We start from the raw sequence: 25,130 nt of genomic DNA on the forward strand, positions 1-25,130 counted from the left end.
GTAGCTCACCGGCGGCAATGGAACGCAGTGGAATTGCCGTCCGGTGCAGCACCTTGTTAGCGGCCGGATTCGCTGGAGCTCGCACCAGGCTCTTGATTCAATAGGTCAAGAACTTGTTCATACTCATCCGCTTTGATCTCCGTCAGAATCCGCTTGAGGTCTACATCAAATGAGAACCGTGTTTCGCGGCCATCGGACGTATTTTCATGCTTAACGAAATTAGGTTTATAACATTTAATTAATTCACTAAGCCCATCATCGTCAGTAATAAAGTCCGAGCGTAAGAACCTCCCCCCTTTGCGGCCAAGGTACTCAATTTGCAGCTTAATTTGGGAGAATCTTGAGATCGCCATGATGTCAGCCAAGGCGTTTTCTGCCTCGAATTTATCGGGATCGGCTTTAAATTTCATCAGATTTTTAGCGGCAGAATTTCCATAGAGGCAGGCTAACGTTATCGTTACTATTGGATGCTGTCTGCTTATCTCCAAAGCATCAGCCTCCTTTACTATTTGCCTTGTCTTCTCAAATCTGAGTTTCGGTGATATCGAATCTTTAAGTGCAAATCGGTTATTTGCGGTTTCAAGAAGCGCCAAATAATCGGGTCGCTTGACTTCAATGGCAACTCCCCTTAAATCCCGAAGGAAAGTGATGATAAATTCATCGGGTTCATACACACTGGCATTTTTGAAAAAAGCTCTTAGTGCAGAAAGATCACAAATTATCTGCTCTTCCAATTCAGCGTCAGTGATTTTTCCACGCGAATCACTGACCTTTTCCAACAATGCACAAAGGTATGAGAAACAATTTCGAGGTTTATCCAACTCACGAAGATGGGCAACTAACCTTGACTTCCGAGGATTCGTTTCGAGAGTCGCATCAGTAAGCTTTGTTGCGCCTACGACGCAAATATCTAAGAAATATAGAGTAGGAATACTAGCGGACCACTCTGCCAAGGCGGAATATTGTTCACGAGTAAGACTCATTTGCAGCGTTATCTGCTGCCCGCTATGGAACTCTTGAGGAGTTTCTTGTTCTTCCATGGATCACCTATTATTTTACTTACTTGCTCGTAGTGGATGTCGCCCGAGCTTCGTCTTGCTCTACAAACCTGAAACTTTGAGGGGCCGCTAACTATAATTAGACATCCTAACAGGCGCAAAAAATTGCGTCATAAGGCTGTCTAAATAGTTGTAAAATCATAAAACTGATTTATTTTCATTGATGCGCGCGAAATTATCACATCCTAAATAAAATGCAATTCCCGTCAGCAAATTTTTTTTGTAAGCCGCCCAAGTTGCTCGATCAGGTTAGGGACAAAATCCGCCTGAAAGCATTCCAGCATCCGCACCGAGCAGGCTTATACGAACTGGATCAAACGCTTTATACTGCAATTTGCTGGATTCTAAAAGCTGATGAAAGACTTCACCTTGACCGCGATTGAAAAAGATTCAGAGGCGATCGTACTCCTGCATGGTCTGAAGCGCACCTACCGCAGCATGGACAAGGCGGGCAGCGTGCTGGCGAGCTACGGTTATAAAATCGTCAATGCGAGCTATCCTTCGACGCAGCAGAAAATCGAGCCGCTGGCGCTGCAATGCATCGGGCAGGTTGTGCAGGAATGCGAGGCCGCCGACGTCAAAAAAATTCATTTCCTGACGCATTCCCTGGGCGGTATCCTGATCCGTTATTATCTGTCGGTCGCGTCGATCGAAAAACTCGGGCGCGTGGTGATGCTCGCGCCGCCGAATAAGGGCAGCGAAATTGTCGATAGGCTCGGTAATTGGCGGCTGTTTTATCTGCTGAATGGTCCGGCCGGATTGCAGCTCGGCACGGAACCGGACAGTTTGCCGAATCGGCTCGGCTCGGTCAATTTCGAAGCCGGCGTGATTGCCGGCGATAAAACCGCCAATCCCTTGCTGTCGCTATTGTTTCCGGAAGCGAATGACGGCAAGGTGGCGGTCAGCCGGACCCACGTCGACGGCATGTGCGATTTCATCGTGCTGCCTTACTCGCATACGTTCATCATGCGGCGCGATCAAGTGATCCGGCAGGCCTTACACTTCATTCAGCAAGGCCGCTTCGTCCAATAGCTAGGTTACTGCTGGAGCGTCGTCCGATTGGCTTGCGCCAACTGTAATTGCTCGCTCAGGCGGGCCGTCGTTTTCATTTGTTTGTAGACGCGCATCACCTTGTCGGGATAGCGCGATTTCGATTTGCCCAAACTGCCGTTATAGCGCAATAAGGTGCGCCGGATATTGCCGTTGCTGACATCCTTGTATTGCGCCAGGATATGGGTGCCGAGCTTGATGTTTTTGCGCGGATCATACAAGGCGGGCAAGCCTCCGAGATTTTGGACTTTCTTCGGATGGGCTCTGGCCAGAACCTGCATCAGTCCGCGCGCGCCGGCCGGACTGATTGCTTTTTCCTTGAATCTGGACTCGACCGCAATCACGGCCAGAATCAATTCAGGTTGCAGGCCTTGTTGCAATCCGTGTCGAAATGCCTCGGAGACGATCGTCGCCGCCTTGTTTTCGGAAATTTTGAATCGTTCCTTGATGTAGCCGGACAGCGCCTTGATTTTTAGAATGTTCGGATCGGTGTTGGCCGCTTCCTGCTGAAATTCGTGCGAATCGCTCGGATCGAATTTCATCGATGGCACGGCAGCCCGCGAGGGTTGATGGGTTAACCCGGCACCAATCAAAAATAGCAGCGGGATGGTGACAGTATCGTGGTAAGCGCGTTTTAGCAAGATTTGAGTTCGCATATTCGGCCTCTTGTTATTTACGGGTTATGTTGCCGTCAGCGCCACACCGCTTGGCAAACCCGGGATTGAACGGCAATATCAGGCAAAAGGTCATGACAATTGCCGGAAAAATAAGGAAAAAAAAGTTAATAACAGACTCGCTGGTGTTGGTGACGTTTTGAAGCTTAACGCATAATCACGGCAGGTGCAAACTTTTGCCGCGCATTTGCCAAAGCAAAAAGTTTATGCCTGTCTTTTTTTTAAGCCTCTGTTTTATTTGATGAATATTTTTTAAACCATTGAAAAATAATGGTTATGGGCATTTTGCCGACATAAGAAAGGCGATTGCCGAGGGGCGATTCAGAGCCGATACGACTGCCGCAGAATGACCGCATCGACCGGCATGGCCGACGACGAGCGCATCGGGATGTTATTTTCGGGCCGTGATTTAAAGTTTTTCTGCCAAATTTCGCCCAGATCGGAACGAATTTCGATGATTTCCAGCGACTTCATGCGCAAATCGGCCGGCAGCACAAAGGTCAACGTGATGCCTTCAGCCGGCAGTCCATGGAATTCGATGTACTGAATCGGCGAGTCCGCACGAGGGTTCTGATAAATCAATTGTTTGTCCGCATAAATTTGAACCGCAGCCGCCATGTTGTCGGCTTTCAAGCGGATCGTCGAGGCAGCGCGCCGCGAACGAATATGGATGCCGAGATAACTTTTTCCCTCGGCGCGGCGTTGCTCCACGACGCGGACGTCGGGCGCCGCAAGCGGGATAGGCTGGGTTTCTCGCACCAACAGGCGCCGCACCGGAACGAAATCAGCAAAAATTCCGTTAGTGCTGATCGCGGGTGTTGCGGTTAGAAATTGGCGGGTCCAGTCATCCGCTTCGGCATCGTAACTGAGCCATCGGGCCGTATCAGTCGCGCCGTCCCAGGCATAATCGATGCTGTTGGGTTTGGGGCGGTCCGGGCTGAAATCGGATGCGCGGTCGGCCTGGATCAGCAACAGGCTGGCGGCCGCGAGGAAACCGGCCGGCAGGCTCCAGCCGAACGCGCGAGCCAGGATGTCCAGGGCAGGGGCGATCAGGCCCAGCGTCAGCGCAGCGACGATCATCAGCAGCCAATCGGCATGAAAGCCGAGCGCATGATGGGCCAGATACAGCGTCGGCGCGACGATCAGTAAAACGGCCGTCGAGCAGGCGCCGGTAATGAAGATGTTCCGCATACCCGACCAGACTAGGCGGAATGCCCAATCGGCAAGCATGGCCAACGCCGGGACCAGCGCAAAAAATACGCCGCCCGGAAATGCGAGGGCCAGATAGATGCCCGCCGCCAGCCAGAGGCTGAGGACGCCCGCCGAAAATTCGCGCGGCTGGATCCATCGGGAGAGTCTCCTATGCAGCAGCATAAATGCGGCGACGGTTAAGCAGCAAGACGCCAGAAAGTAGAGCGTCGCGTTATAAGGCTCCTGCAGCCAGCGGTAATTTGGATAAAGGTGCATGACCGCGACATGGAAGGTGAAGTTGATGCCCGTCATCAGGCCTGCCAGCAGCAGGAAAATCGCCGTTTGCAGAAAATATTGCCGCATGCCCAGCCGGCGGTAATAACCGCCGGCCATCGCGAGCAGGACAAACAACAGGAGCGCCGCACCGGCGATCAGCAGCGGAAGAGGGGCGTCCAGAGAAAACAGCAACAATTTGCCGAAAGGCAGGTTGAAATAGCCGAGGTCGCCATCCTGATCCAGATTTTTCAGATCGGCATCGGCAAAATGCCGGGCCAGTTGCAGCAGGTTTTCGCCTTGCAGCGCCAGGGTGCGCGGGTCCAGCCGTTCCAGGCTGTCGAGTGCGGTATGATAATCGGTCCATCCTTCGATGAACGCAAAGTTCATCCCGGCGATGCCGGCTTCCCGGAAGACGCTGAAGTCGGTATCGTTATGCAGCAGTTTTTTATAGATCGAAAACATCAGCGAGGAGGCGACCGGATGGACGGCGGCGCGCGCGTAATGCTCGACCAGCCGGGCGTTGCGGTCGCTGGTTTCGAACATCAACAGCACGCCGCCGTTGCCGCGCGCTTCGAAATTGAGCGCGACTGCACAGTCCTTTGCCCAGGGATGCCGCTCGACAAATGCCCGGCTGCCCAAGAGGCCCAACTCTTCAGCATCCGAGAACAGAAAGATCAGGTCGTTTTGGGCGCGAGCGCGATGTTTCAAGAGGCGTAGCGCTTCCAGCATCGAGGCGACCGCCGCGCCGTCGTCCGCCGCTCCGGGCGAAGTCTCGGCCGAATCGTAATGCGCCGCGACCAGCACCGCACCCTGACTCTTTTTACCCGGCACGCGCACCATGATGTTTTTGATCCGCGCGGCTTTTACGAACGGCTCCGGTGTATCAAAGCGCGCGGAAGCGATCGTTTCCTGCACCTCGGCGTGATAGCCGAGCGCTTCGATTTGTTCCAGCAAATAAGCGGCGACTTCATCATGCGGCCTGGAGCCTACCGGGTGCGGTTTGGCGGCGATATGCCGCAAGTGCGCAAGCGCATGCTCGATCGAATACGCCGTCTCGCCTCGACCTCGATCGAGTGCGGGCGGGACGAGCATAAGGCCGCAGGCCCAAAATGCCAGGCCCCAGAACAGGAGGATGATGGAAGCCTGTTGCCAGGCGATCTTTGGGGACATGGGATCGGGATGCCGGGTGACGAAAACTGAAGTTTAAACAGCTCCGCCGGAACTGACAATTTTCGTCCGTGTCTTATGCCTACACTTCAGTGATGAAGTGTAGGTAGTGGATAGGTCGGCGCAGCCGTTGACGCATGTCCGGCAAGCGGATCATTTTTCGAATTTAGGAGATAAAAATGAACAAAATTGCGTTGTTAGGTGCGGGTTTATTGCTGTTGCTGGGTTCTGCCTCTGTTGTTGTTGCGGAGGAACACGCGGCAGCGGCTTTGGAACACGCCAATCAGGCGGTGATGCATGGTGAGGCCGGACATGCGTCCATGCTGGTGGACCATGCCACGGAAGCGTTGAAACATGCGCATGCGGCCTCGGATATTGCAAAAGGCGAAGCCAAGACGCATATCGATGCGTCGATCAAATCGCTGGAAGTCGCAATCGAACACGGCAAAAAGGGCGCCGGCCATGAACCCATCGCGACAAAAGCCGCCGAGGAAGCGGTCGACCATTTAAAAGCGGCCAATAAGTAAGTCTTTACGTAGGGCGGCTAAGCTATACGGCCGCCCTTAAACAACTCAATTTTGTTTGTCGTCAAGTCGCGCTTCGAGGCTTTTCTTGCATTCGAGAAAATGCAGCATTTGTCGATTTGCCGCGTCGGTAATGGCAAATGTCGAAGGCGGCAGATCAAGTTCGTTGCATCTCTGCTTCTGAGGTAGAGAGCGTGAGATCTCAATACACGACCAAGCGCCCGCGGCATTTTTTTTCAGTTCAAAAAATTCGATTGCGGTCGCTGCGGTTGGCTTTCGGGATGAAGCGGCAGTCAAAAAACGCGCGTATTGGCTCACGAGCGGGTTCAAGGAGGCGTCCTGATATTGCCGGCTATACAGTGAACCTTGCTCATCCAGGATATAGACCGTGGCGCCGATGGCTTCCCGGTAAAAGAAGCACTGCACGGTGTGCGGCCGGTTTTCCCGGTAAAGCGCAGGAATCGGTGTCTCTGCCAGCACCTCGGCATCGAAAACGACCGATCCGTAAAGTGCTTGCGGCGTGGACAGCGCTTTGATTAATTGGCCTTCGTTGGCGCAAGGCTGGTACTGTAAACTGGAATCTTTTTTCGAAACAATGAAATAGCGTTCGCCGCCCGCAAGCACGTAACGGGGCGCCGGATTGGCCGGATCATCGCGATGGAGTTCGAGCAAGGCCTCGAACAACTGTTCGATGCGCCGGATGATGTTATCGGCATGCCCCGGTGTTTGGCACATGACCGTCAGGCAATCGGCCGCTACAGGCTCCTTCGTGTCGTTGATCATTTCGATCAGGCAATTGAGCAGGCCTTCGATACCCTGTTCGTGGCTGGTCAACACTTCATTCCAATGACTGAGCGATACCCGGTCTATCGTTCGCACCAGGCATTCGCGCCGCGCGCCATGGCTCAACGGGTTATTCCTGGGGCTGAGCACATAGGGGCCGTCTTCCGTATCCGGGAGTCTTTGGCCTATATTGATCAGCAGCAGCGAGTGCGTTAAGCTGTTATCGCCTTCATAATTGCCGAGTGAGTCCGAAAAATCGAAATGGCATTTGAAAAACTTGTCCAAGCGATCCAGTACCGTGTTCAGCTCGATCGGCGTCAGCTTGAACGATTCGACCTTGCATTGAATCGGCGCGCGTGGACGATAAAAACCGTTGACGCTGAGCCAGCATAACATTTCGATCAGCGTCGGCCGGCGATACAGCGGTGTTCGCAGAGCCGCATCCTGGGCGTTGTTGTGATCGACAAATAAAGCCCATTCGGCCTCGGGCGCAGCGGACTGACTTTCGACGATCGACAGGCTATGCTTGATCGGCAGCCCGTATCCTCGGGTCGTGCTAATTTCAATCTTGCCTTGCCTTCTTTCAAAAAAAGCGATCAGTTTTCTGCCGAGCAACTTCATGTCGTTGCTTTCCTGAAAATCAGGATCGATATGCTCGTGCGCAAAACGCAGTATTTTATTATGGCAATGCGCCAATTGTTCGACGATCGCCGCATTTTCGGCCAGTAATGTTTCAATATCCCAAGCATTGCTATCGCATGGCGTATTGAGCGGATTGTTCGGCCACTGCCAGCTTGCGGCCATCTCGCGAAAATAATTCTCGTAAGGCGACAGTGGGCCAGTTTGCCGATGATCACCCGACGCTTCGGTCACCTTGAGACAGATAATCCGCCGAATCATCGCCAGTCTTTCGTGGCTCTGCGCTTTGAGCAGATAATCTTCCAATTTGCGGTAGATCAGCACATAGGGATCGATCTCGAGGCCGGTCAATTGGCCTTGATAAACCGCGCGCTTGATGGCGATGCACAGCCAGTTGGTATAGGGATACTCGCTCGCATAGCATTCCAGCAGGCACAACTTCAACAAGGATTTGTACGGCGAATTCAGCGCCTTATAGATGTGCCATTGCGTCGCGCTGATGAATTCATCGGCGGGGGCATGTGCGAGTCCGCCCAGATCGAGAATCTGGTTAGCGTTGACAAACCGGCGTTCCAGCAAATGCGCAAGATAGCCTTGATAATCGTTTTCGTGTTCGGGGGGAACCAACCACCAGGCCAGCACCTTGCCGGCGACATACACCGATGTCCGGTAGAATTCTTCGAGCAATAGATAATGCTGGGTTTCGCCGCTGCTGTCGGCGGAAACCGGCGTTTTTTGATCGAGCAGAAATTGTTTGCTGTTGATCAGGAAAAAGTGCACTTCCAGATGCAGCGACGCGGCCCAATCCTCCAGGGTTTGGACTTTCTTTTGCAGTTCGCCGAGTGCCGCTTGCGTCAGATCGGCCTTGTGGCATAACCAGATATCGATATCGCTGGCTTTGGTAAAGGCGATGCTGCCGACGCTGCCCATCAAAAACAGACCGTCGATCGCCGCATGGTGATCGCGGCGTCTTTGCGGCCGAAGATTAAAGCTGCGGTTGATTTGCCGCGCGGCGTTGATGGCCCGTTTATCGGGCTGGTAAGCAAAAATGCCCGCGGGCGTTGCCGTGGAGATAAAGCCCGGCAATGCAGGGTGGTTCATGTGCAGAATCAGCGGCAACGCATCCAGAAATTGCCGCTGGCTACTGTTCAAAATGTGCCGAATGCTCTCTCTTTTGAGTTGGTGCAGTTTTTTAAAACGTTTGGAGAGGGTCCAAAGATCTCTAAAACTGATCTCTTCTCCGGGAACGCCTAGCTGTATGGGGGGGAGTTGATTGGGCACGATTTAAGGTGATTATAATATTTCCTTCCCAGTATAGTACAAGGGGTGTTTTTTATTGAACGAGGCAGGCGGTTCGCGCTCGAAACGGAGCGGCGAAAGCCTGCCGCTCAGGAAATTTTATGAATCGGCTAAAATTTTGCGGGCCGTCTGAATCGCTTGTCTGACCGTATCCGGCGCGGTGCCGCCCAAATGTTTGCGCGCGGCGACCGATCCTTCCAGCGTCAGCGAATCGAATACCTCGGCGCCGATCAGCGGCGAAAACTGTTGCAGTTCGGCCAAAGTCAGTTCGGACAGATCGCGCTCGGTCGTCACGCCGAGGCGCACCGCCAGGCCGACCACCTCATGCGCGTCGCGGAACGCCATGCCCTTGCGGACCAGATAATCGGCCAGATCGGTCGCGGTCGCAAAACCTTTTTTCGCCGACTGATACATGTTGTCTTTCTTGGCCTGGATGTGCGGCACCATGTCCGCGTAGGCGCGCAGGCAGTTGATTACGGTATCGACCGTGTCGAACAAGGGTTCCTTGTCTTCCTGATTGTCCTTGTTGTAAGCCAAGGGCTGGCTTTTCATCAACATCAACAACGACACCAAATGACCGGTCACCCGGCCCGATTTGCCGCGCACCAACTCCGGCACGTCCGGATTTTTCTTTTGCGGCATGATCGAGGAGCCGGTGCAGAAGGCGTCCGGGATTTCGATGAAGTTGAACTGGGCGCTGGACCAGAGAATCAATTCCTCGGAGAAGCGCGACAAATGCATCATGATCAGGCTTGCCGCGGCGGTGAATTCGATCGCGAAATCGCGGTCGCTGACCGAGTCGAGCGAATTGGCCGACGGCCGGCTGAAGCCGAGCAGTTCGGCGGTGATCGCACGGTCGATCGGATAGCTGGTGCCGGCCAAGGCCGCAGCGCCCAGCGGCATGATATTGATCCGCTTCAGGCAGTCCTGGAAGCGTTCGCGGTCGCGCTGCAGCATCTCGAACCAGGCCATCAAATGGTGGCCGAAGGTGATCGGCTGGGCGACCTGCAAATGCGTGAAGCCGGGCATGATCGTGCCGGCATGTTGTTCGGCCAGATTCAAAATCGCGGTTTGCAGGCGGGTCAATTGCTGCTCGATCTGGCCGACTTCGCTGCGCAGATACAGGCGGATGTCGGTCGCGACCTGATCGTTGCGCGAACGGCCGGTATGCAGTTTCTTGCCGGCGATGCCGATCAGATCGGTCAGCCGCGCCTCGATGTTCATGTGCACATCTTCCTGCTTGATCGACCAGATGAACTCGCCGTTTCTGATTTCGCCGGCAATTTGGGTCAGGCCCTTCTCGATCGCAGAGCACTCGTCGTCGGTCAAGATGCCGGTCTTCGCGAGCATCTTCGCGTGCGCGATCGAGCCCTGGATATCCTGCTCGGCCATGCGTTTGTCGAAATCGACCGAAGCGGTAAAGACTTCGACAAAGGCATCGGTCGCCTCGGCAAAACGGGCGCTGGAAAGTTTTTCGGTGTTAACGTTGGTCATGGATTCGGCGGGGTCGGGTCAATGCGCGCGCATGCGGGTTTCAGCATCCGCGCCCAGTCAAAAATCGGGCCATTATAGCAGGTTTCCGAAGGCTTTAAGCGGCTCCGTGCGAGCCGTGCGATGAGGTCGAGCTTGCCGGCGCCTGGAAGGATTCGGCAAGCTCAAGGTGAAAGGCATGTTGCCGCGCAGGGGCGGTTACCTAATCGCGCAGCAGCGCATTCCGGCCGTCTTCCTGGTGCTTCACCGGCCCCAGTATCCACATCTGGTACATCGACACGCACCACATGTAGGCGAACGACAGGCCCATCCCCGCGCCGGCCAGAATCACAAAGATCGCAAAGTGCGGAGAAAGTTTGGTCAGCCACCAGGAGAAGATGTCGACCAGCAGGAATATGTACGGCATCACGATCGCCGCATATTTGTACTGCTTGTTGACCCCGGTGCTGAAGCTGAAGATCAGGCCGACGAACATGAAGATGAAGCTGATCCCGAAGATGTGGATGTGCGAGACCCGGACCAGCGCTTCAAAGGTCGCGCCGGTGTTGGTATCCGTGTATTTTTTCAGGTTCTCGTAAGTGCTGAAATCGGGCAGCGCGCCGGCGTCGGCGTTGTGACACATCACGCAGTGGTCGTCGATGATCGGCTTGATATAAACCGTGTATTCCTGTTTGTCCGCGCCGTCCCGAACCCATTGGATGATGCGGAAACGGTCTTCGTCCGGCGCGTTGGCCTTCATCGAGCCGTTCAATTTACCTTCCAGCGTGGAGCTTGAGCGATCGCCGTAGTAGCTATACACAATGTCGTCGAACGACAGGCCGAACTGGCCGTCGGCCATGCCGTGCGTAAACAGGATCTGAGTCAAGGCCATCAGATAACCGACCGCAACGGTCGTCAGATAGCCGCTGAATAGCAGCTTGATCGAGGTCGAAAAGCTGATCAGGTTGATGCCCTTGAGCGGATGATCGTGGGCATGGGGAGGGATGTTGGTTTCCATAGGTCGGTGGTGAGGGTAGTGAAAAAGCCGGTCGAAACTTCGCTGTATGACGGCAACAGGCGGAAACGGAGGTTCCGAAAGAAAAAGCGGGAGGACGGTTGTTATTGTTTTAATGCCTCGATCCAATGCACTCGACAACCCTGACGGAACGATGCGGGTATTTGAGTGATCGGCCGGAGTTTCCCAAAGACACGTGCGTGTGGCTGCTGTTTGGGTTAAAGCGAAATCAAATTATTGTCCGAGGGTTTGCTGAATAATCTTGCCTTTGCGCTCTGCACTAGGGGAAAAGATTGACAAGCCAACCCGAACGACTGGCTTTTATCATACACAATGCGCCTTCCGGAGAAAACAAAAAGATGAGAAATCGCTGGGAATAGTGGATTCGAAAAGCGGGCCCCGCATTTTGCCTGCGCTGGCGGCCATGCCTTATTGGGAGCCTTTCTTTGGTAATATGGGCTTATATTGTTAACGGTTTTACGGAAAATAATGAGCTTACGTTATCAAATCAATATCAGAATCCTGTTTTCGTCCGTATGTATTTTGCTGCTCGGCGGCAGCATTGCGGTCTGGCAGGCGCGGCAGGCGGTCAATGAGGAAATCGATGCCTCGGTCAGTTTGGCGGCGCAACTGATTCGCTTCGGCTTTTCGCAAACGCAGTTCAACGAGGCCGACTGGCTGCGCGGCATCAATTCGTTAAAAGCAACGCGCCACCTGCATATTCAACTGCAAACGCCCTCCGGGCAGATTCTGAACGTGCCCCATACTGCGCCGGGCGATGCCGGCGAGGAACTGCCGCCGCAATGGTTTATCGCCTTGGTCGGCGGTAAATATAGCCAAACCGAACAGCCGATCGTGACCGCGGACGGTAAGCAGTTTATTTTGCTGATCCAGGCCAATCCGCTCGATGAAATTACCGAAGTCTGGGCGGAAAGCGTCGCGTTTTTCATCTCGCTGTCGGTGCTGACGCTGCTGACTTTTTTGGCGGTGCATTTCGCTTTCAGCAAGGCCTTGAACTCGATAGCGATCATCGTGAATGCGCTGGAGAACATCGAAAAAGGGCGCTACCTGCAAAAATTGCCGGAGTTTTCGACCCTCGAATATGACAGCATCGCGAAGGCGATCAATCACATGACCGACGAACTCCGCAAGGCGCAGCAGGAAAACCGGGCCTTGACCCAGCATTCCTTGGAAATACAGGAAGACGAGCGGCAACGCTTGGCTCAGGAGCTGCACGATGAATTGGGGCAATCGCTGACCGCGATCAAGGTGATGGCGGTCACCGCGGCGCACCAAAAAGCCGACATCCAGCAAACCACCGAGGCGATCGTAAGTATCTCCGATCATTTGATGACCGTGGTGCGTTCGATGATGCACCAGTTGCATCCTCTGGTCTTGACCGAGCTGGGCCTGAAGGCGGCGGTCGAGGATTTGCTGGGGCATTGGGCTTCCAGGCATCCGGAATTGCACCTGAGCCTCGATTGCACCGATTGCGTGGATGCCTTAAATCAGAAAGTCACCATTCAGATTTTCCGGGTCGTGCAGGAATGTCTGACCAATATCGTACGCCATGCGGAGGCCAGTCAGGCATCGATCACGCTGCAAATAGTTCAAGATCCGGAAGAGCGGCTCAAGCTGGAGGTGAGCGATAACGGCCAGGGCTGCGCCGACGGCAACATCAAAAGCGGTTTCGGCCTGTTGGGGATGCGGGAGCGCATCCAAAGTTTGGGTGGGGAGTTCAGCATCGACACCCGGCCGCAACACGGGATGCGTATCGTCGCGAGCATCCCGCTGGCGCGCTAATCGGCAGGCGAAAAAAGATGATCCTGGGGCATTGGGGAGTATTTCTATGGTATGTTTTCCGCCCCGCCTGATCAGACAGAAGACTGTCTGATGGCCCTGCATCAACTTAAGAAACTTTCATCGTTCTCACGCAGAGCGTCACTGCCATTAAGTTAAGGATGGCCGGTCCCTTCTCCCTCCGGGAGAAGGCTAGGATGAGGGGATCAAAATAAAGTATTTTTCCTTATTTTATTCCCCTCACCCCGACCCTCTCCCGAAGGGAGAGGGAGATAACCGCCTTAACTTAATGGCAGTGACGCAGAGCGTGGGGACCATTAAAGCATTGTGAAAGGGAGTCATGTCATAATGGAGTGAGGTCTCGACCCCTTGTTGGATCGATCCGTATGACGCGGGCCGGCTGGGTAAACAAGGGTGTTCGCGCCGGCGAGTCGATTTTGATGATTCAGATCTCCCAAAATCTATCACGAGGTAGCGACACTCCGGTTGCATATTGAGGACCTGCTAAGGGAGTCAATTTGCCAGGGCTTCGCGGCCTAGAAATTCAAAAATATACTTGAGGACAACATATGCGATTCGAAATCAACGCTGCTGTTTTGCTTTCCGTTTTACAATTCCTCACTCCAGCGCCATCCTTGGCCGATGCTGACGCTGTGGATTACACCCCTCAAAGCGTGACCTTCTTCGACGCTAACCAGTTTCAATTACCGGAATCGGTTACCATGGACGGGGCCGGTAATTTCTATTTCTCAATGGCTAATACCATCCAGAAACTCACCCCCGATGGACAGCTTTCCCAGTTCGTAGAATTGCCTATACCGCCGAGTAGCTTCGCACTGGGGGTTAAATTCGGGCCGGATGGGTATCTCTATGCCGGGAGCGGCAGTTTCGACCCGGCGGACAATGCTTCTTATGTCTTCCGCATCGACGGCACTGGCGAAGCTACGCCGTTAGCTCATCTCGACCCTAATGGATTTCCCAACGATCTGGCATTCGACGGAGAAGGCAATACTTACGTAACCGATCCCTTCAATGGTCAAATCTGGAAGGTCGACCCGAACGGCCAATATGAGGTTTGGCTACAACACCCGTTACTGGAAGGCGACCACGATAACCCGGTTTTGGTGGGGCATTGGTTCGGCGCCGACGGCATTGCTTTCGATAAGGAAAAATCCAATCTCTACATCGGCAACATTGATAGTGGCGCCATCATTCGTATCCCCGTACTACCCAACGGCGAGGCAGGCACGCCCAACGTGTGGGTGCAGGATGACCGCTTGAAAGGCAATGACGGGCTGGCCTTCGACAAGTCGGGCAATCTCTACGTGGCGGTAAATGGGCAGGATGCTTTGGCGGTCATCGACCAAGATGGGCATCTATCCACACTGGCGCAAGGAACACCGCTGGATGGGCCATCGTCGCTGGTATTCGGAAAGAAGGCCGATGACAAGAAGACGTTGTATATTGCTAGCTTCGCCATAAGCCGAGCCTTGGGAGCACAGCAGGGAGCCCCGCACCCGAATCTCTCCAAGATCGAAGTAAATATTGGCGGGTTGCCGATTCCGTAGCACGACGTTGCCTTGTAGGTCGGGCACGCTTTTTGTGCCCGACCTACAAGGCTTACGGACGAAAGAAAGGGTCAACTTTGATGGCCGTTAAACATTCGTCAAATGATAGATTCGGATAAACTTCTATCCATTCACCTGTGTGACGCATGAAGGATAGATTGAAGCGATTCTCTCCCACATACTCCAGTCGAGCAAACTTCGTTTCGAAATCAGGCGACAGGGCATTCGGGTCAGGAGAGCAATACTTCGCGCAGAAATAAAAGTAATGCCGATACCACTTAGTGTAGATGTCTACGAGGTAATTGAAGCCGTAATCCTTCGGCGCTGGCTTGATGTACTGTGGTATTAGCGTCGTCTCAATGAGTTGACGAGCCTTTTGTTCTGCCTCAGCCTTGACGCTGGCAGGTACTTTGGGAGCCGGTGGTTTTTGGGGACTATAGACCCACGTTTTTCGTAACTTCGTCATTTGTAATCAACTCACCACTACTATCTAATCGCCAAGTATTTGCGAAGCCGCCGAACCCAATTCAAAAATCCACCTTTAAAAACCGCCAAAGGGCGGCGCGTCCCTTGACCGTTTTGTTGTGCTAAACAATGGCGCTCCGCGTCCAAGGGAACGGAGCCATGCTATTACGAATTTGATGCTAAAAACGCGCGCAACACTCCCGGATGTTTGGCGACCCTTACGCCTACGCCAGTGCCCGAAGCACTGCTTGAGGCTCTTTTGCAACCACATGCAGCAGGGCCAGTGCAGGACCATGCGGTTTGCGATCGCCGCGTTCCCAATGCCGGAGCGTACCGAGGCTGATGCAAAACTTAGCTGCAAACTCAGTTTGCGTAAGCCCTAAACTGCGGCGCAATTGCCCCACATCAATTTCTTCCGGGCGATAAGTGTTTGCAGGGACTGCTTCACCTTCATTGAGGGCAATTGCCTCGCGCAAACCCTGTGCGATACTTTCAAATGCGTTAGCCATGTTCCCTCTCTAGAGCAACTTGAACGAGTATTGAAACCAACTTGGCGAGTTCCTTGCGTTCAGATTTTGAGATGTTCGCTTGTTCATTTTTTCCAAAAACGGTAAGCAAATAGAGCGGAATACGTTGGTCATGGTAGAAATAAATGATTCGGACTCCACCGCTTTTACCTTTGTTGCCACGTGCCCAGCGAGTTTACGAATACCACCGGTTCCCTCCATGATGTCTCCGCTACGCGGGTGAGCAGCAAGATAGTCTATGATCGCCTTGCGCTCTGCTTCATTGAGCAGTTCATTGGCACGTCGGATGTATTCAGGAAGCTCAGTGACAGGTAACCGTTTAGTTCCCCTCTTTGAAAAAGAGGGGCTAGGGGAGATTTTTTTAAATAAATCCCCCTCTATCCCCCTTTTTCAAAGGGGGAAGTGAACACTTACCAGTGACAGTGATCAACATAACTGCCAGTATAATCCAATGGATTACTGGAAACAAGAAGAAGTGCATCTCCTAACGCCGCATTCAGCAGCTTGTCTGCTGCAATGAATTGACTGTTTTGTTAGGTTTGATTTAATTATTGTCACCGGAGTAAACTCCTGGCATGCTAGAATTTAACGAATCGATGAGCCGACGAATAATGCCAGTCCGCAATCTGTCGCACACAATCATGCTTCACCGGATTAAATTGATGGGTTTAGCTGCCGCTCTACCCATCTACGGCCCTATAAATGCTTGATTGCAATACCTGACCCCGTTTTTTGCATTTTTTTTCAGTGTGCCCGTTGCTTCAATTCCTCAACAAGCTCCAATGTTCCACGATATACAGATTCTAATGGATGCGTCATGCAGTAATTGTCCATCCATACAGCAATTGAACGATAGTCGGCAGAACCAAAAATACCATTAGGGTTTGGGCCGGAATATACAAATTGGTTGTAGGAGCTGATAAACCCCTGTATCCAATTTAGTTCACTGGCATAATCATTTGATTTGCGATATTGGAGCCAGGCTCCACACGTCGAACCGCCCGCTCCCTTTATCTCTCCTGCGAGTGGATTGGCCGACAGAACGGCCAGCAGAAAAAACACAATCATTGCTCGCATGTTGCTTCCGGTATGATTTCTAACGACTGCGCTCACCTGGCGCAATGAAGCGGAGCGAAATTGCGATCAGGTGCAGCGCATTGTTATGCAAAATGCTCGATTTTGTGTTTTTTGCTAAGCTTTCTAACTTCTTCATAATCGGCAACTTCGTTGTAGTATGTAAATTGGTCTAACTGCCTTTGTTCGCAAAAAATCAACCTCTCATAGGGTTGTTTGTTCTTCTCTGTAAAGTGACAGTAAATATGTGGATGCCCGCCATATTCATCTCCCTCCCAATCAGTTGCTTCGATATTTTCGTATGGTATAAGTCCGATTAGCATCACATTAATATCGCCTTCTTCCTTGTTTTTACGGCCAACAAATCTGTATTTTCCTGTTTGTTGGTCAATTTTCAGTGATCCCCAACTTAGTCCCGCCTGTATGCCTTTATGATATGTACCCATTAAACCGGCCTTGAACCAAGATGAAATACCTTTCTTCTTATTATCAACATCGGGATAGTTATCAATACGCTTCATGTCACGAATGATTACATCCATTCTTAGTTTATCTCTATGCCGGATAGCTATAATTTCCTCAAATTCCTTTTTCCACTTTTGCCTTAACTGTACCTTCTCAGAGGAAGATAGCGATCGTTTCTTGCCACGGGCAAAACTGAAAATATCTTTTAATATTCGATAGCCGGCACCTATGAAACCATATTCAATCATACGTATGTCTGTTTCTTAATATGCATAACGTAAAGCTAAGCCGACCGCTGGAGCGTAGCGGAAGCAGGTCGGCTTGAGCGTTAAGTTATGCTGACTTTAATGTTTGCTCTTTATCTATTTCCAGTTGAGAACGGAATTGTGACTCCAACACCATACGATGTGGATGATTGGCTGTTTGGATTATTAGATGGAACAACATTTCCGCTGCCACCGTATTGATAGCCCCCATTAACTGTTGTTGTGCTTTGCAAATTATAAGTTGTTCCTCCTTTGTTTTGGTAAACAGGGAGAGAGGATGTCTGAGATGCTGCACTAGATCCATATTCTGTTGTTGAGGGCGATGAGCTTTCTCCGACTGCAATGGTAGGAACCATAATTACTAAACCGGTTGCAGCAATTTTAGTAAACAATGATGAACTCATTTTTAATCTCCTCAAATTAGATTAGAACGCGCTTGCAATTGCATTTTGCACAGCACGAATGGCGAAAACATTGGAGTCATGTCCAGGGTCGTTAACTTCACTGAAGTTTGAGCCTTGCCCCCAAGTGATGGTTGGTTTTTGGAATGCCTTGCCAGTAACCCGGAAAGTGTAAGTTCCAGAAACGTTCTTTTCTTCCAGTCCGCCAAGATTGGAAGAAACTTTTTGGCAAGGAATGTCCCAGCCTTGACGATAATACTTGCCGCTATAAGTAACGGACATTGCTGCAGTGTCACCTTCTTGTGCGCCCGTGACACCAGTGATTCGGACACTTGCTTCTAAGGTGTCACCTTTGCAACCAATCTTAATACCAAGCTGCTTAACATCTGAACGGCGATCCTCGGATGAGCCGCCAACACGACCATTTAGAACACCACTTAAATCTTCGACAGGGCCAGCATTAGCAAAAGTGGAAACAACCAGCATTGATGCAAAAATAGCTTTACGAACCATGAACATTCTCCTCTTCAAGTGTTGGCCCGAAGATAGGGATGGGCCATGCTCCCAACTGCATAACGTAAAGGTAAGGGGCGCGCCGCTCATAGCAGCCAAGCGAAACCGCCAAACCTGATTCAAAAACAAACCTTCAAAACCGCCAACGGGCGGCGCGTCCCTTGTATCTTAACAGCGGTTATGATTAGCTACCATAACCTGAGGCAGAATGAGTTTGTGCGCGTCCCTAGGGTTAACCTTGTGTCAAAGAGAAAACCTTCTGTCTCGCTGCTGATGCCAATCTGAACACTGAACGGTAGCCAAGGGCCTCGACCCTGAATGCACAAGGCAAGTGAGCTCAGTTGGTTTACTTTAGCCATTCGGAGTAACTTTATGTTTTTCATAGGCATTGATGTTTCCAAAGCCAAGCTGGATTGCAGCCTGTTAGTGGATGTCTCTAGCAGTAAACGCCGGGCCAAATCGGTTGCCAATTCTAAAGCCGGCGTCGGCGAACTCCTGTCCTGGTGTGCGAAACAGCACGCCATGACTCAAGAACTTCACGCTATCCTGGAAGGCACGGGAGTCTATCACGAACAGGCGGCGCTGGCTTTAGCCGATGCCGGAGTCACCGTCTCGATTGTCAATCCGGCTCAAGTCAAAGACTTTGGCCGTAGTCTCGGTGTTCGCACTAAAACCGATGGCATCGATAGTTTGATCTTAGCCCGCTACGGCGCCTTGCTCAAGCCCAAGATTTGGACCCCGCCGTCCAGAGAGGCTCGAACCTTACAAGTCTTATTGTCCCGCCGTGAAGCGATTGCCCAAGACCTGCAACGCGAGCGCAACCGGTTGGAAAAAGCCGATGTTATCGATACGCCATCCCGCGTCCATCAGTCCATTGTCGATTCTGTTGCCTTTCTGGAGCAACAACTCAGCAAGCTCCAACAAGACATAGACAACCACATTGACAGGCATCCCAACTTAAAAGCCGACCGTGATCTGTTGCTCAGCATTCCAGCAGTCGGGCCGCAAGTCAGTAATCACTTGCTGTCCATTATTCATACCCACCACTTCCAATCGGCTGAGCAATTGGCAGCTTATCTCGGGCTAGTGCCGGTGGAGAGGCAATCTGGCTCATCTGTTTTAGGTCGACCTCGCTTGTCTAAAGCGGGCCCTGCACAGATGCGGGCTATCCTTTATATGGCAGCTATCGTAGCAACCCGTTATAACCTCCACCTTAAAGCACTTTATCAACGGCTACAGGAACGGGGTAAATCGAAAATGTCCGCTCTATGTGCGGTAATGCGAAAACTGGTGCATTTGTGCTTTGGCGTTCTTAAGACCAGAGAGCCTTACCGATCTGACTATGGCGTTAAAGCTTGACTTTTAAGACGGTATCTTTGACCGTTTTATTAGGCTAGAAAAACGACATCCAAAACTAGGCAGACGCGGGTAAAAACGAATATATTGGCTTCCTCTTATTTAAAGCAATTAGTTGGAAAAGAAGCGGCCCAATAGAATCCCAGGACTGAAGAAAATTGACAGTATTAGATACTTTTCCTCTTTCAGCGGAAAGTCGGCTCTACTTGATTACACATAGTGGTCGCGGGTATTGGGCCTGCCCCAAGCAAATTGGCCGAGACGCAGGCATGAATGATTGGGGCTAATTCAAAAGTTTGGTCAATAACATCACCTCCTTTTTATGGTAAGTTTGTTTTGCGGGCTGCCTAACGTTAAGTAGACACCTATCCAGGTGTATATCAAATTTCTGTCATCGGTGCATAACGCCACTCTGACAACCTGCCAAACTAAGCGCTACGCTATTTAATCATGGATAGCGACCGCTTTATGCTAACGAAAAACACACCGCCAAAACGTCTTGATCAAGCCCGCGACCAGATTCGCGTCCATTACCATTGGCGCATTTTAACAATCAAACAGAGTAGACGCATTTAGCCTGGATTAAGGGCTCTGTCGTTAACCAAGGGTTTCAGCTGTTTCGGCATCGAAAAGGGGCGCGATGCGCCCCTGGCTTTTAATAAAACACCCGGAACGACCGCTGTATTTCATCGAATTCGTACAAATACGGCCCGGCCACCTCGCGGTTATTCGCGATCACGACCAGATCGTGTGAGAACACCGAGGTGTTGTACCAGTTGAAACTGCCTTCGATCACGATTGCATCGTCGATCACGCAATATTTCGAATGGATCGGCGAGTAGGGGACCTTGTGATCGTCCTGGCCGTAAACCAGTCCGACCGGAATGCCGGCGTTCTTCAGGCGCTGCACCGACGGCAACAGCGGCCGGCTGAGTTCCTCGGCCATGCTGCGTTCGACGCCGATGCGGCCCTCGCGCGCCAGATGGCCGTTGAACAGGATATGCACATAGACGCCGCGGTGCTGCGCGTTGATCAGCGCATCGACCACGCTGTCGTGATGGTCGCCCACCAGGTCGCCGATCAGGAACAGGCTGCATTTGATCGAATGGCGGGCGCGGTTGATTTCGGCCAGGATCGCATGATGCGGCTTGTAATAGCGGCCGTTCAGCATCGTGTGGCGGCCGAAGGTGTAGAGCAGGTTGAACGGGCTGAGGGGATCGATGCCGTAACGTTGAATCACGCCGCCGCGCTGGCTCTGGAATACGTTGTCTAGCAATCGGCAGACGCCGCGCGAATGGAAGGTCATGCCCGATTCCCAGTTCGCCCACCAGCGGTCGAAGGTGATGTTGAACGAGCCGAGTATGCAGTCCTCGTCGTTGAAGATCACGAATTTGGTATGCATGTCCGGCTCGACTTCGATCAGGTGATGCTGGGTCGTGCAGAACACGCCGACCAGTTCGATGCCGGAACGCTTCAGCCGGGCGTAGTTCTGGCTGTTGGTCAAGGTCATCTTGCGCCAGTCCACGATGCATTGCACGCAGACGCCCTGCTGATGCGCATGGATCAGATGGGTCACGAAGTCGCTGTCGTCGATGCAGTCGACGCTGACCTTGATCGTGCTCAGGCGGTTCGGGTTCTCGTAGCGGCCGCGGATCACCTTGTCGATATGATCGTGGATGAAGCGCTTCGGGTGATAAGGATGATAGAGCAGGCCCTTGGTGAACTTCGGCGTCAGCCTGAGCGAGTCGAAATGGTGATTGTACCAGTCGACGTCGCTCTGCAATTCGCCCGCGTTCAGCTCGTAAGTGCGGTAGGTATTCGGGGTCGCCCATTCCGAGGTGATGCGCCGGTATTTCGGCTGTTCGTCCTGCATTTGATGGCCGTCCATGAAGATGTAATCGTTCTGCGAGGCGATCGAGTGCTCGTCCAGATGCACGATGAAGGAGAACTTGACGCAGCTGATCGGGCCGAAATTGCTCGATTGCGGATGGATGTAAAAATCGCGCGTCCGCCGTTTGTGCCGGTCCCAGTGAATATCGTAAGGATCGGTATCGACGATGTAGGTCTCGCGGACGTTGTGCTCGCGATAGACCTTCAGGATCACCTTGACATTCGCCTGCACGCCGTAATGCACATCGAATTCGATCTTGCCCCAGCGAATGAAAAACTTGTCGCCGAAGTCGTTCACGCGCGCAAAAAAGCCGCCCAGATCGCCATGGACAGGCATGGCGTAATGCTCAGCGATATGCATCAAGGTTCTCCATCAATCTATCAAGCCGGTGAATGCTGTGGTTTGGCATAGGTTTTTTCAGTGCTCGGGAAAGTTGCCTTAGTGGGGTTCGAAAGTCATCAGATAGCCGCAATGGTCGGAAACCTGGCCGTAATCCTCGGGTGTGAACAGCACGCGGCCGGAGGTGATAAACAAGCCGCTGTCTTTGTTCATGAAGATATAATCGATCCGGTAGTCGTCGGCCAGGTAGTTGCTCCAGTAAGGATCGTTGACCCGGAATATTTTTTCGAACGCGCCGTGCGCATTCGCGGCCAGAAACTGGTCTTCGTATTCCTTCGTGTCGATCACATGGCGGTAGCCCTTGGAGCCTGCGGCAATATTGAAATCGCCGCAAAGCAGGGTGCCGATGACGGCTTTGCTCTGCTGACTGCCGGCCCATTCGCGCAGCCGGTTGAATTGATTTTGAAAGCCGTCTTCCCACCAGCTCAAATGCGCGGAGAAAACGTTCAGCCGCCCGATGTGCGGCGCCTCGATTTGCGCCATCACGACTTTGCGGGCGTGGATGTTATAACGGTCTTGGCTGTCCGACACATAGCGCGCTTCCTGATGCAGCAGCGGAAAACGGCTCAGGATCGCGACGCCTTCGCGGTATTTGTTAAAACCCAGATGCGACCAGTCGGTAGTTAAATGATAGGGTTTTTTGAGGCGGCCGTTGATGATGTTTGCGGAGTTGCTCGGCCAGTCGCCGCGGCCGTCGTTCCACAGTTCCGCGACTTCCTGAAAACACACGATGTCGATGTCGAGTTCGTCGATCGCCTCGGCGATGCGGGTAAATTTCGCATCCTGGTCGTCTTCCTGGTAGCAGTGCAGATTCAGGATCAAAACCTTCAGCGGCTTGCGGCTCGCCGCATAATTGTTGCCGTGGTTGGTGTCCCAGAACGTCCGCCCCTGGCTTTCGGCGGCGACGGTATATTGCAGACGGAATGCGTCGCCGGTCTTCAGCCAGCCTTTCCATAGCTGCGAACCGTATTGATTCGGGTTGCGGGCATTGCTCTGCAACTCCTTGTCCCAATAGGTGCGTTTGAAATGGCAGGCGGTTTGATGGGTATGGCGCCAATTGTCGGTCGTCCAGTGCACGGTGACTTTTTCGGCGGCCAGCGCCTGATCGACCGCGACCGTGACCGGCGTATATTTGCGGCTTTCCGGCATCGCGCCGCTGAAGCCGACGACCTGCACCGGCTGGCGGCTCGGCACGTCGATGCCGGAGTCGGCCTGGCTGCTATAATTCCGGCCTTGATTGTTGTCCCAGTATTCGACTTCCTCGGCGCGGTAGCGCAAACAGAAGGTCACATTGCCCGGCAGCGATTGCAGGGCGGTCAGCTGAAACTGGATATGGGCCTGCCAGTATTCCCTATTCGGCACGAGCTTGCCGTGGAAGCGGGCGGGCAGGGTATGCCAGACGCCGTCCTCGCCCGCCCAGAGCACGTCGACCTGCTTGTGATAGCTCAGGTTATCGACGGCCAGCAAAAACGTCAGATGCTGCTGTACGCCGCGTTTTTTGCGCGTGATCACGTTTTCGACGTATTGCAGTTGAATTTCATTCATGTGATGTGGCCGGGTTGGGATGCCGATGACAGGAGGGCGGATATGTCGTAGGGCGCGCTATGCACCTTGCCGACATTGGCCGGAACATTGCGGACGGCGTTCCCGCACAGCAGGCCACTGCCATTGAGTTAAGGTTTTCCTCGCATAACTTATCGTTGGCTGAGCGGAGCCGAAGCCAACAAATCGCTTCGACCCTTCGACGGGCTCAGGACGGCGCTTCGCTCAGCGAACGGCTTAACTTAATGGCAGTGGCACGGCAGGCGGGAACGCCGTCATTCCGTTACAGATTTTGATACAAATCCAGATATTGTTTGGCGCTTTGCTCCCAGGAAAAATCCTTGTTCATGCCGTTGATCTGCATCTGTTTCCAGGCTTTGCTGTTGCCGTACAAGATCGCGGCGCGCTTGACCGCTTCGAGCAGCGACCCCGCCGACGCATCGTTGAAGACGAAGCCGGTCGCGGAGTTGTCGGCGAGCGTCTGCGGCAACGCATCGACGACCGTATCGGCCAGGCCGCCGGTCCGTCTGACCAGGGGCAGGGTGCCGTAACGCTGGCTGTACATCTGATTCAAACCGCAGGGCTCGAAGCGCGACGGCATCAAAAATACATCCGAGCCGGCTTCGATGAGATGCGCTAGCGCTTCGTCGTAGCCGATCGTGACCGCGATCTTCTCGGGATGCAACTGCGCGTAATTCGTCAGCTTCCTTTCCATGCTTTTTTCGCCGCTGCCGAGCAGCACGATCTGCAACGGCATCTCCAGTATCTCGGGCAGCGAGTCCAGGATCATGTCGATGCCTTTTTGTTCGACCAGGCGTCCGATCAGGCCGAACAACGGAATCTGATCGGTGACCGGCAGCGAGAAGCGTTTCTGCAATTCGGTTTTGTTCGTCTTCTTTGCGGTCAGCGTTTCCGCGCTGTAGCTGCGCGCGATCAAGGCATCGGCTTCCGGATTCCATTGTTCCATGTCGATGCCGTTAATGATGCCGCTCAGCACATGATTCCGGTGCGTCAACAGCCCTTCGAGTCCGTAGCCGAAGTCGGGCGTCTGGATTTCGAGCGCATAGGTCGGACTGACCGTGGTGATCCAGTCGCTATAGACCAGGCCGCCTTTGATGAAAGACAACAGGCTGTGGAACTCGAGACCTTCCGGGTGCAGCAACTGGCCCGGCAGATTCAGCGTCGTTGCGGTGTCGGCCGGAAACAGTCCCTGGTAAGCCAGGTTGTGGATCGTGAACACGGTCTTCGGTCGATATTCTTCGAGCGACAAAAACGCCGGCACCAGCGCGCTTTGCCAGTCGTTGCAATGCACCACATCGGGCTTCCAGTCCTGATGAATCCGGTCCATCGCAATCTCGACCGCGACCCGGCAGAACAAGGCGAAACGTTCGGCATTGTTCGGCCAGGCATTGCCTTGCTCATCGACGTAAGGATTGCCGGGGTAATTGAAAAAGGTCGGATAATCGACCAGCCAGACCAGAATATTGCTTTCCGGCATCCGGGTTTCGAGAATGTTCACATTGCGGTTATCGATGCGCAAGGAGCAGACGAAGCGTACGTTGCCGAAGGTCTTGAGCGCCTGATAATAAGGGATCAGGATGCGGATGTCCTGCGACAATTCCGCCAAGGCTTTGGGCAAGCTGCCCGATACATCCGCGAGCCCGCCCGTTTTAATCAACGGATGGGCTTCGCTGGTCACAAATAAGATTTTTTTCAT

At 52.9% G+C, this 25,130-nt stretch carries 20 protein-coding genes and 1 pseudogene; 5 read left to right on the forward strand and 16 right to left on the reverse strand.

Annotation, left to right across the window (positions count from 1 at the left end; all coding sequences use genetic code 11):
* Window positions 1-56: 56 nt before the first annotated feature.
* Window positions 57-1,040, reverse strand: a complete 984-nt coding sequence (locus METLA_RS0102215) for a hypothetical protein (RefSeq protein ID WP_024297002.1) — start codon at window positions 1,038-1,040, stop codon at window positions 57-59.
* 372 nt (window positions 1,041-1,412) lie between these two features.
* Here METLA_RS0102215 and METLA_RS0102220 point away from each other — a divergent pair, with 372 nt between their 5' ends.
* Window positions 1,413-2,090 carry an esterase/lipase family protein gene (locus METLA_RS0102220; protein WP_024297003.1) on the forward strand — a complete coding sequence of 226 codons (678 nt, stop codon included), beginning with the start codon at window positions 1,413-1,415 and terminating at the stop codon, window positions 2,088-2,090.
* Between the two features lie 5 nt (window positions 2,091-2,095).
* On the opposite strand, the gene METLA_RS0102225 is transcribed toward METLA_RS0102220, so the two are convergent.
* Window positions 2,096-2,764: a lytic transglycosylase domain-containing protein gene (locus METLA_RS0102225; protein WP_024297004.1), complete on the reverse strand. Its 669-nt coding sequence runs from the start codon at window positions 2,762-2,764 to the stop codon at window positions 2,096-2,098.
* 339 nt (window positions 2,765-3,103) lie between these two features.
* On the reverse strand, window positions 3,104-5,419 hold the full coding sequence (locus tag METLA_RS0102235; protein WP_024297005.1) for a M20/M25/M40 family metallo-hydrolase: 2,316 nt from the start codon (window positions 5,417-5,419) through the stop codon (window positions 3,104-3,106).
* Between the two features lie 176 nt (window positions 5,420-5,595).
* On the opposite strand from METLA_RS0102235, the gene smbP reads away from it, so the two are divergent.
* Window positions 5,596-5,943, forward strand: a complete 348-nt coding sequence (gene smbP, locus METLA_RS0102240) for a small metal-binding protein SmbP (RefSeq protein ID WP_024297006.1) — start codon at window positions 5,596-5,598, stop codon at window positions 5,941-5,943.
* Between the two features lie 45 nt (window positions 5,944-5,988).
* Here smbP and METLA_RS0102245 read toward each other — a convergent pair whose 3' ends face one another.
* From METLA_RS0102245 to METLA_RS0102255, 3 genes are all read right to left on the reverse strand, one after another.
* Window positions 5,989-8,643 (reverse strand): class I adenylate cyclase, encoded by a 2,655-nt coding sequence (locus METLA_RS0102245; protein ID WP_029646332.1) that lies wholly within the window; start codon window positions 8,641-8,643, stop codon window positions 5,989-5,991.
* 117 nt (window positions 8,644-8,760) lie between these two features.
* Entirely contained in the window at window positions 8,761-10,155 is a 1,395-nt protein-coding gene (gene argH / locus METLA_RS0102250) for an argininosuccinate lyase (RefSeq protein WP_024297008.1), read from the reverse strand.
* 199 nt (window positions 10,156-10,354) lie between these two features.
* A complete protein-coding gene (locus METLA_RS0102255; RefSeq protein WP_024297009.1) occupies window positions 10,355-11,149 on the reverse strand; it encodes a hypothetical protein in 795 nt (264 codons plus the stop codon).
* 486 nt (window positions 11,150-11,635) lie between these two features.
* Here METLA_RS0102255 and METLA_RS0102260 point away from each other — a divergent pair, with 486 nt between their 5' ends.
* Entirely contained in the window at window positions 11,636-12,949 is a 1,314-nt protein-coding gene (locus METLA_RS0102260) for a histidine kinase (protein WP_024297010.1), read from the forward strand.
* Window positions 12,950-13,515: 566 nt separating this feature from the next.
* Window positions 13,516-14,514: an SMP-30/gluconolactonase/LRE family protein gene (locus METLA_RS0102265; RefSeq protein WP_024297011.1), complete on the forward strand. Its 999-nt coding sequence runs from the start codon at window positions 13,516-13,518 to the stop codon at window positions 14,512-14,514.
* A 52-nt stretch (window positions 14,515-14,566) separates the two neighbouring features.
* On the opposite strand, the gene METLA_RS0102270 is transcribed toward METLA_RS0102265, so the two are convergent.
* The 7 genes and pseudogenes from METLA_RS0102270 to METLA_RS0102290 all read right to left on the reverse strand — a co-directional run bounded on the left by METLA_RS0102270 (window position 14,567) and on the right by METLA_RS0102290 (window position 18,225).
* Window positions 14,567-14,980: a DUF3024 domain-containing protein gene (locus METLA_RS0102270; RefSeq protein ID WP_024297012.1), complete on the reverse strand. Its 414-nt coding sequence runs from the start codon at window positions 14,978-14,980 to the stop codon at window positions 14,567-14,569.
* Between the two features lie 223 nt (window positions 14,981-15,203).
* Window positions 15,204-15,488 carry a helix-turn-helix domain-containing protein gene (locus METLA_RS0102275; protein WP_024297013.1) on the reverse strand — a complete coding sequence of 95 codons (285 nt, stop codon included), beginning with the start codon at window positions 15,486-15,488 and terminating at the stop codon, window positions 15,204-15,206.
* Window positions 15,481-15,666 (reverse strand): annotated as a pseudogene (locus METLA_RS23895) (type II toxin-antitoxin system RelE/ParE family toxin); the annotation flags it as partial. The pseudogene METLA_RS23895 and the gene METLA_RS0102275, both read right to left, overlap by 8 nt.
* A 584-nt stretch (window positions 15,667-16,250) precedes the next feature.
* Window positions 16,251-16,583, reverse strand: coding sequence for a hypothetical protein (locus METLA_RS22390; protein ID WP_152539352.1), 333 nt, complete (start codon window positions 16,581-16,583; stop codon window positions 16,251-16,253).
* Between the two features lie 83 nt (window positions 16,584-16,666).
* Complete coding sequence (locus tag METLA_RS0102280; RefSeq protein ID WP_024297014.1) at window positions 16,667-17,293, reverse strand: hypothetical protein; 627 nt, start codon at window positions 17,291-17,293, stop codon at window positions 16,667-16,669.
* Between the two features lie 110 nt (window positions 17,294-17,403).
* Window positions 17,404-17,715, reverse strand: a complete 312-nt coding sequence (locus METLA_RS0102285) for a hypothetical protein (RefSeq protein ID WP_152539353.1) — start codon at window positions 17,713-17,715, stop codon at window positions 17,404-17,406.
* Between the two features lie 21 nt (window positions 17,716-17,736).
* Window positions 17,737-18,225 (reverse strand): hypothetical protein, encoded by a 489-nt coding sequence (locus METLA_RS0102290; protein ID WP_036281369.1) that lies wholly within the window; start codon window positions 18,223-18,225, stop codon window positions 17,737-17,739.
* Between the two features lie 372 nt (window positions 18,226-18,597).
* Here METLA_RS0102290 and METLA_RS0102295 point away from each other — a divergent pair, with 372 nt between their 5' ends.
* The gene (locus METLA_RS0102295; protein ID WP_024296689.1) at window positions 18,598-19,584 is read left to right on the forward strand and encodes an IS110 family RNA-guided transposase; all 987 of its coding nucleotides are present in this window, start codon (window positions 18,598-18,600) and stop codon (window positions 19,582-19,584) included.
* A gap of 652 nt (window positions 19,585-20,236) precedes the next feature.
* On the opposite strand, the gene METLA_RS0102300 is transcribed toward METLA_RS0102295, so the two are convergent.
* The 3 genes from METLA_RS0102300 to glgA form a co-directional block, all read right to left on the reverse strand.
* Window positions 20,237-21,832 (reverse strand): phospholipase D-like domain-containing protein, encoded by a 1,596-nt coding sequence (locus METLA_RS0102300; protein WP_024297017.1) that lies wholly within the window; start codon window positions 21,830-21,832, stop codon window positions 20,237-20,239.
* Between the two features lie 78 nt (window positions 21,833-21,910).
* Entirely contained in the window at window positions 21,911-23,416 is a 1,506-nt protein-coding gene (locus METLA_RS0102305; protein WP_024297018.1) for an endonuclease/exonuclease/phosphatase family protein, read from the reverse strand.
* A 280-nt stretch (window positions 23,417-23,696) separates the two neighbouring features.
* Window positions 23,697-25,130 carry a glycogen synthase GlgA gene (glgA, locus tag METLA_RS0102310; protein ID WP_024297019.1) on the reverse strand — a complete coding sequence of 478 codons (1,434 nt, stop codon included), beginning with the start codon at window positions 25,128-25,130 and terminating at the stop codon, window positions 23,697-23,699.

This window comes from Methylomicrobium lacus LW14 (genome assembly GCF_000527095.1).
In the GTDB taxonomy this organism is placed as follows: domain Bacteria; phylum Pseudomonadota; class Gammaproteobacteria; order Methylococcales; family Methylomonadaceae; genus Methylomicrobium; species Methylomicrobium lacus.

What these genes read in the sequence shown, in the direction of transcription:
- glgA (WP_024297019.1), bottom strand. Translation starts at nt 25,130, where the DNA reads ATGAAAAAAATCTTATTTGTGACCAGCGAAGCCCATCCGTTGATTAAA.
- METLA_RS0102255 (WP_024297009.1), bottom strand. Translation starts at nt 11,149, where the DNA reads ATGGAAACCAACATCCCTCCCCATGCCCACGATCATCCGCTCAAGGGC.
- METLA_RS0102270 (WP_024297012.1), bottom strand. Translation starts at nt 14,980, where the DNA reads ATGACGAAGTTACGAAAAACGTGGGTCTATAGTCCCCAAAAACCACCG.
- METLA_RS0102300 (WP_024297017.1), bottom strand. Translation starts at nt 21,832, where the DNA reads ATGCATATCGCTGAGCATTACGCCATGCCTGTCCATGGCGATCTGGGC.
- METLA_RS0102290 (WP_036281369.1), bottom strand. Translation starts at nt 18,225, where the DNA reads ATGGTTCGTAAAGCTATTTTTGCATCAATGCTGGTTGTTTCCACTTTT.
- METLA_RS0102265 (WP_024297011.1), top strand. Translation starts at nt 13,516, where the DNA reads ATGCGATTCGAAATCAACGCTGCTGTTTTGCTTTCCGTTTTACAATTC.
- METLA_RS0102285 (WP_152539353.1), bottom strand. Translation starts at nt 17,715, where the DNA reads ATGAGTTCATCATTGTTTACTAAAATTGCTGCAACCGGTTTAGTAATT.
- METLA_RS22390 (WP_152539352.1), bottom strand. Translation starts at nt 16,583, where the DNA reads ATGCGAGCAATGATTGTGTTTTTTCTGCTGGCCGTTCTGTCGGCCAAT.
- smbP (WP_024297006.1), top strand. Translation starts at nt 5,596, where the DNA reads ATGAACAAAATTGCGTTGTTAGGTGCGGGTTTATTGCTGTTGCTGGGT.
- METLA_RS0102260 (WP_024297010.1), top strand. Translation starts at nt 11,636, where the DNA reads ATGAGCTTACGTTATCAAATCAATATCAGAATCCTGTTTTCGTCCGTA.
- METLA_RS0102295 (WP_024296689.1), top strand. Translation starts at nt 18,598, where the DNA reads ATGTTTTTCATAGGCATTGATGTTTCCAAAGCCAAGCTGGATTGCAGC.
- METLA_RS0102305 (WP_024297018.1), bottom strand. Translation starts at nt 23,416, where the DNA reads ATGAATGAAATTCAACTGCAATACGTCGAAAACGTGATCACGCGCAAA.
- METLA_RS0102235 (WP_024297005.1), bottom strand. Translation starts at nt 5,419, where the DNA reads ATGTCCCCAAAGATCGCCTGGCAACAGGCTTCCATCATCCTCCTGTTC.
- argH (WP_024297008.1), bottom strand. Translation starts at nt 10,155, where the DNA reads ATGACCAACGTTAACACCGAAAAACTTTCCAGCGCCCGTTTTGCCGAG.
- METLA_RS0102275 (WP_024297013.1), bottom strand. Translation starts at nt 15,488, where the DNA reads ATGGCTAACGCATTTGAAAGTATCGCACAGGGTTTGCGCGAGGCAATT.
- METLA_RS0102220 (WP_024297003.1), top strand. Translation starts at nt 1,413, where the DNA reads ATGAAAGACTTCACCTTGACCGCGATTGAAAAAGATTCAGAGGCGATC.
- METLA_RS0102225 (WP_024297004.1), bottom strand. Translation starts at nt 2,764, where the DNA reads ATGCGAACTCAAATCTTGCTAAAACGCGCTTACCACGATACTGTCACC.
- METLA_RS0102280 (WP_024297014.1), bottom strand. Translation starts at nt 17,293, where the DNA reads ATGATTGAATATGGTTTCATAGGTGCCGGCTATCGAATATTAAAAGAT.
- METLA_RS0102215 (WP_024297002.1), bottom strand. Translation starts at nt 1,040, where the DNA reads ATGGAAGAACAAGAAACTCCTCAAGAGTTCCATAGCGGGCAGCAGATA.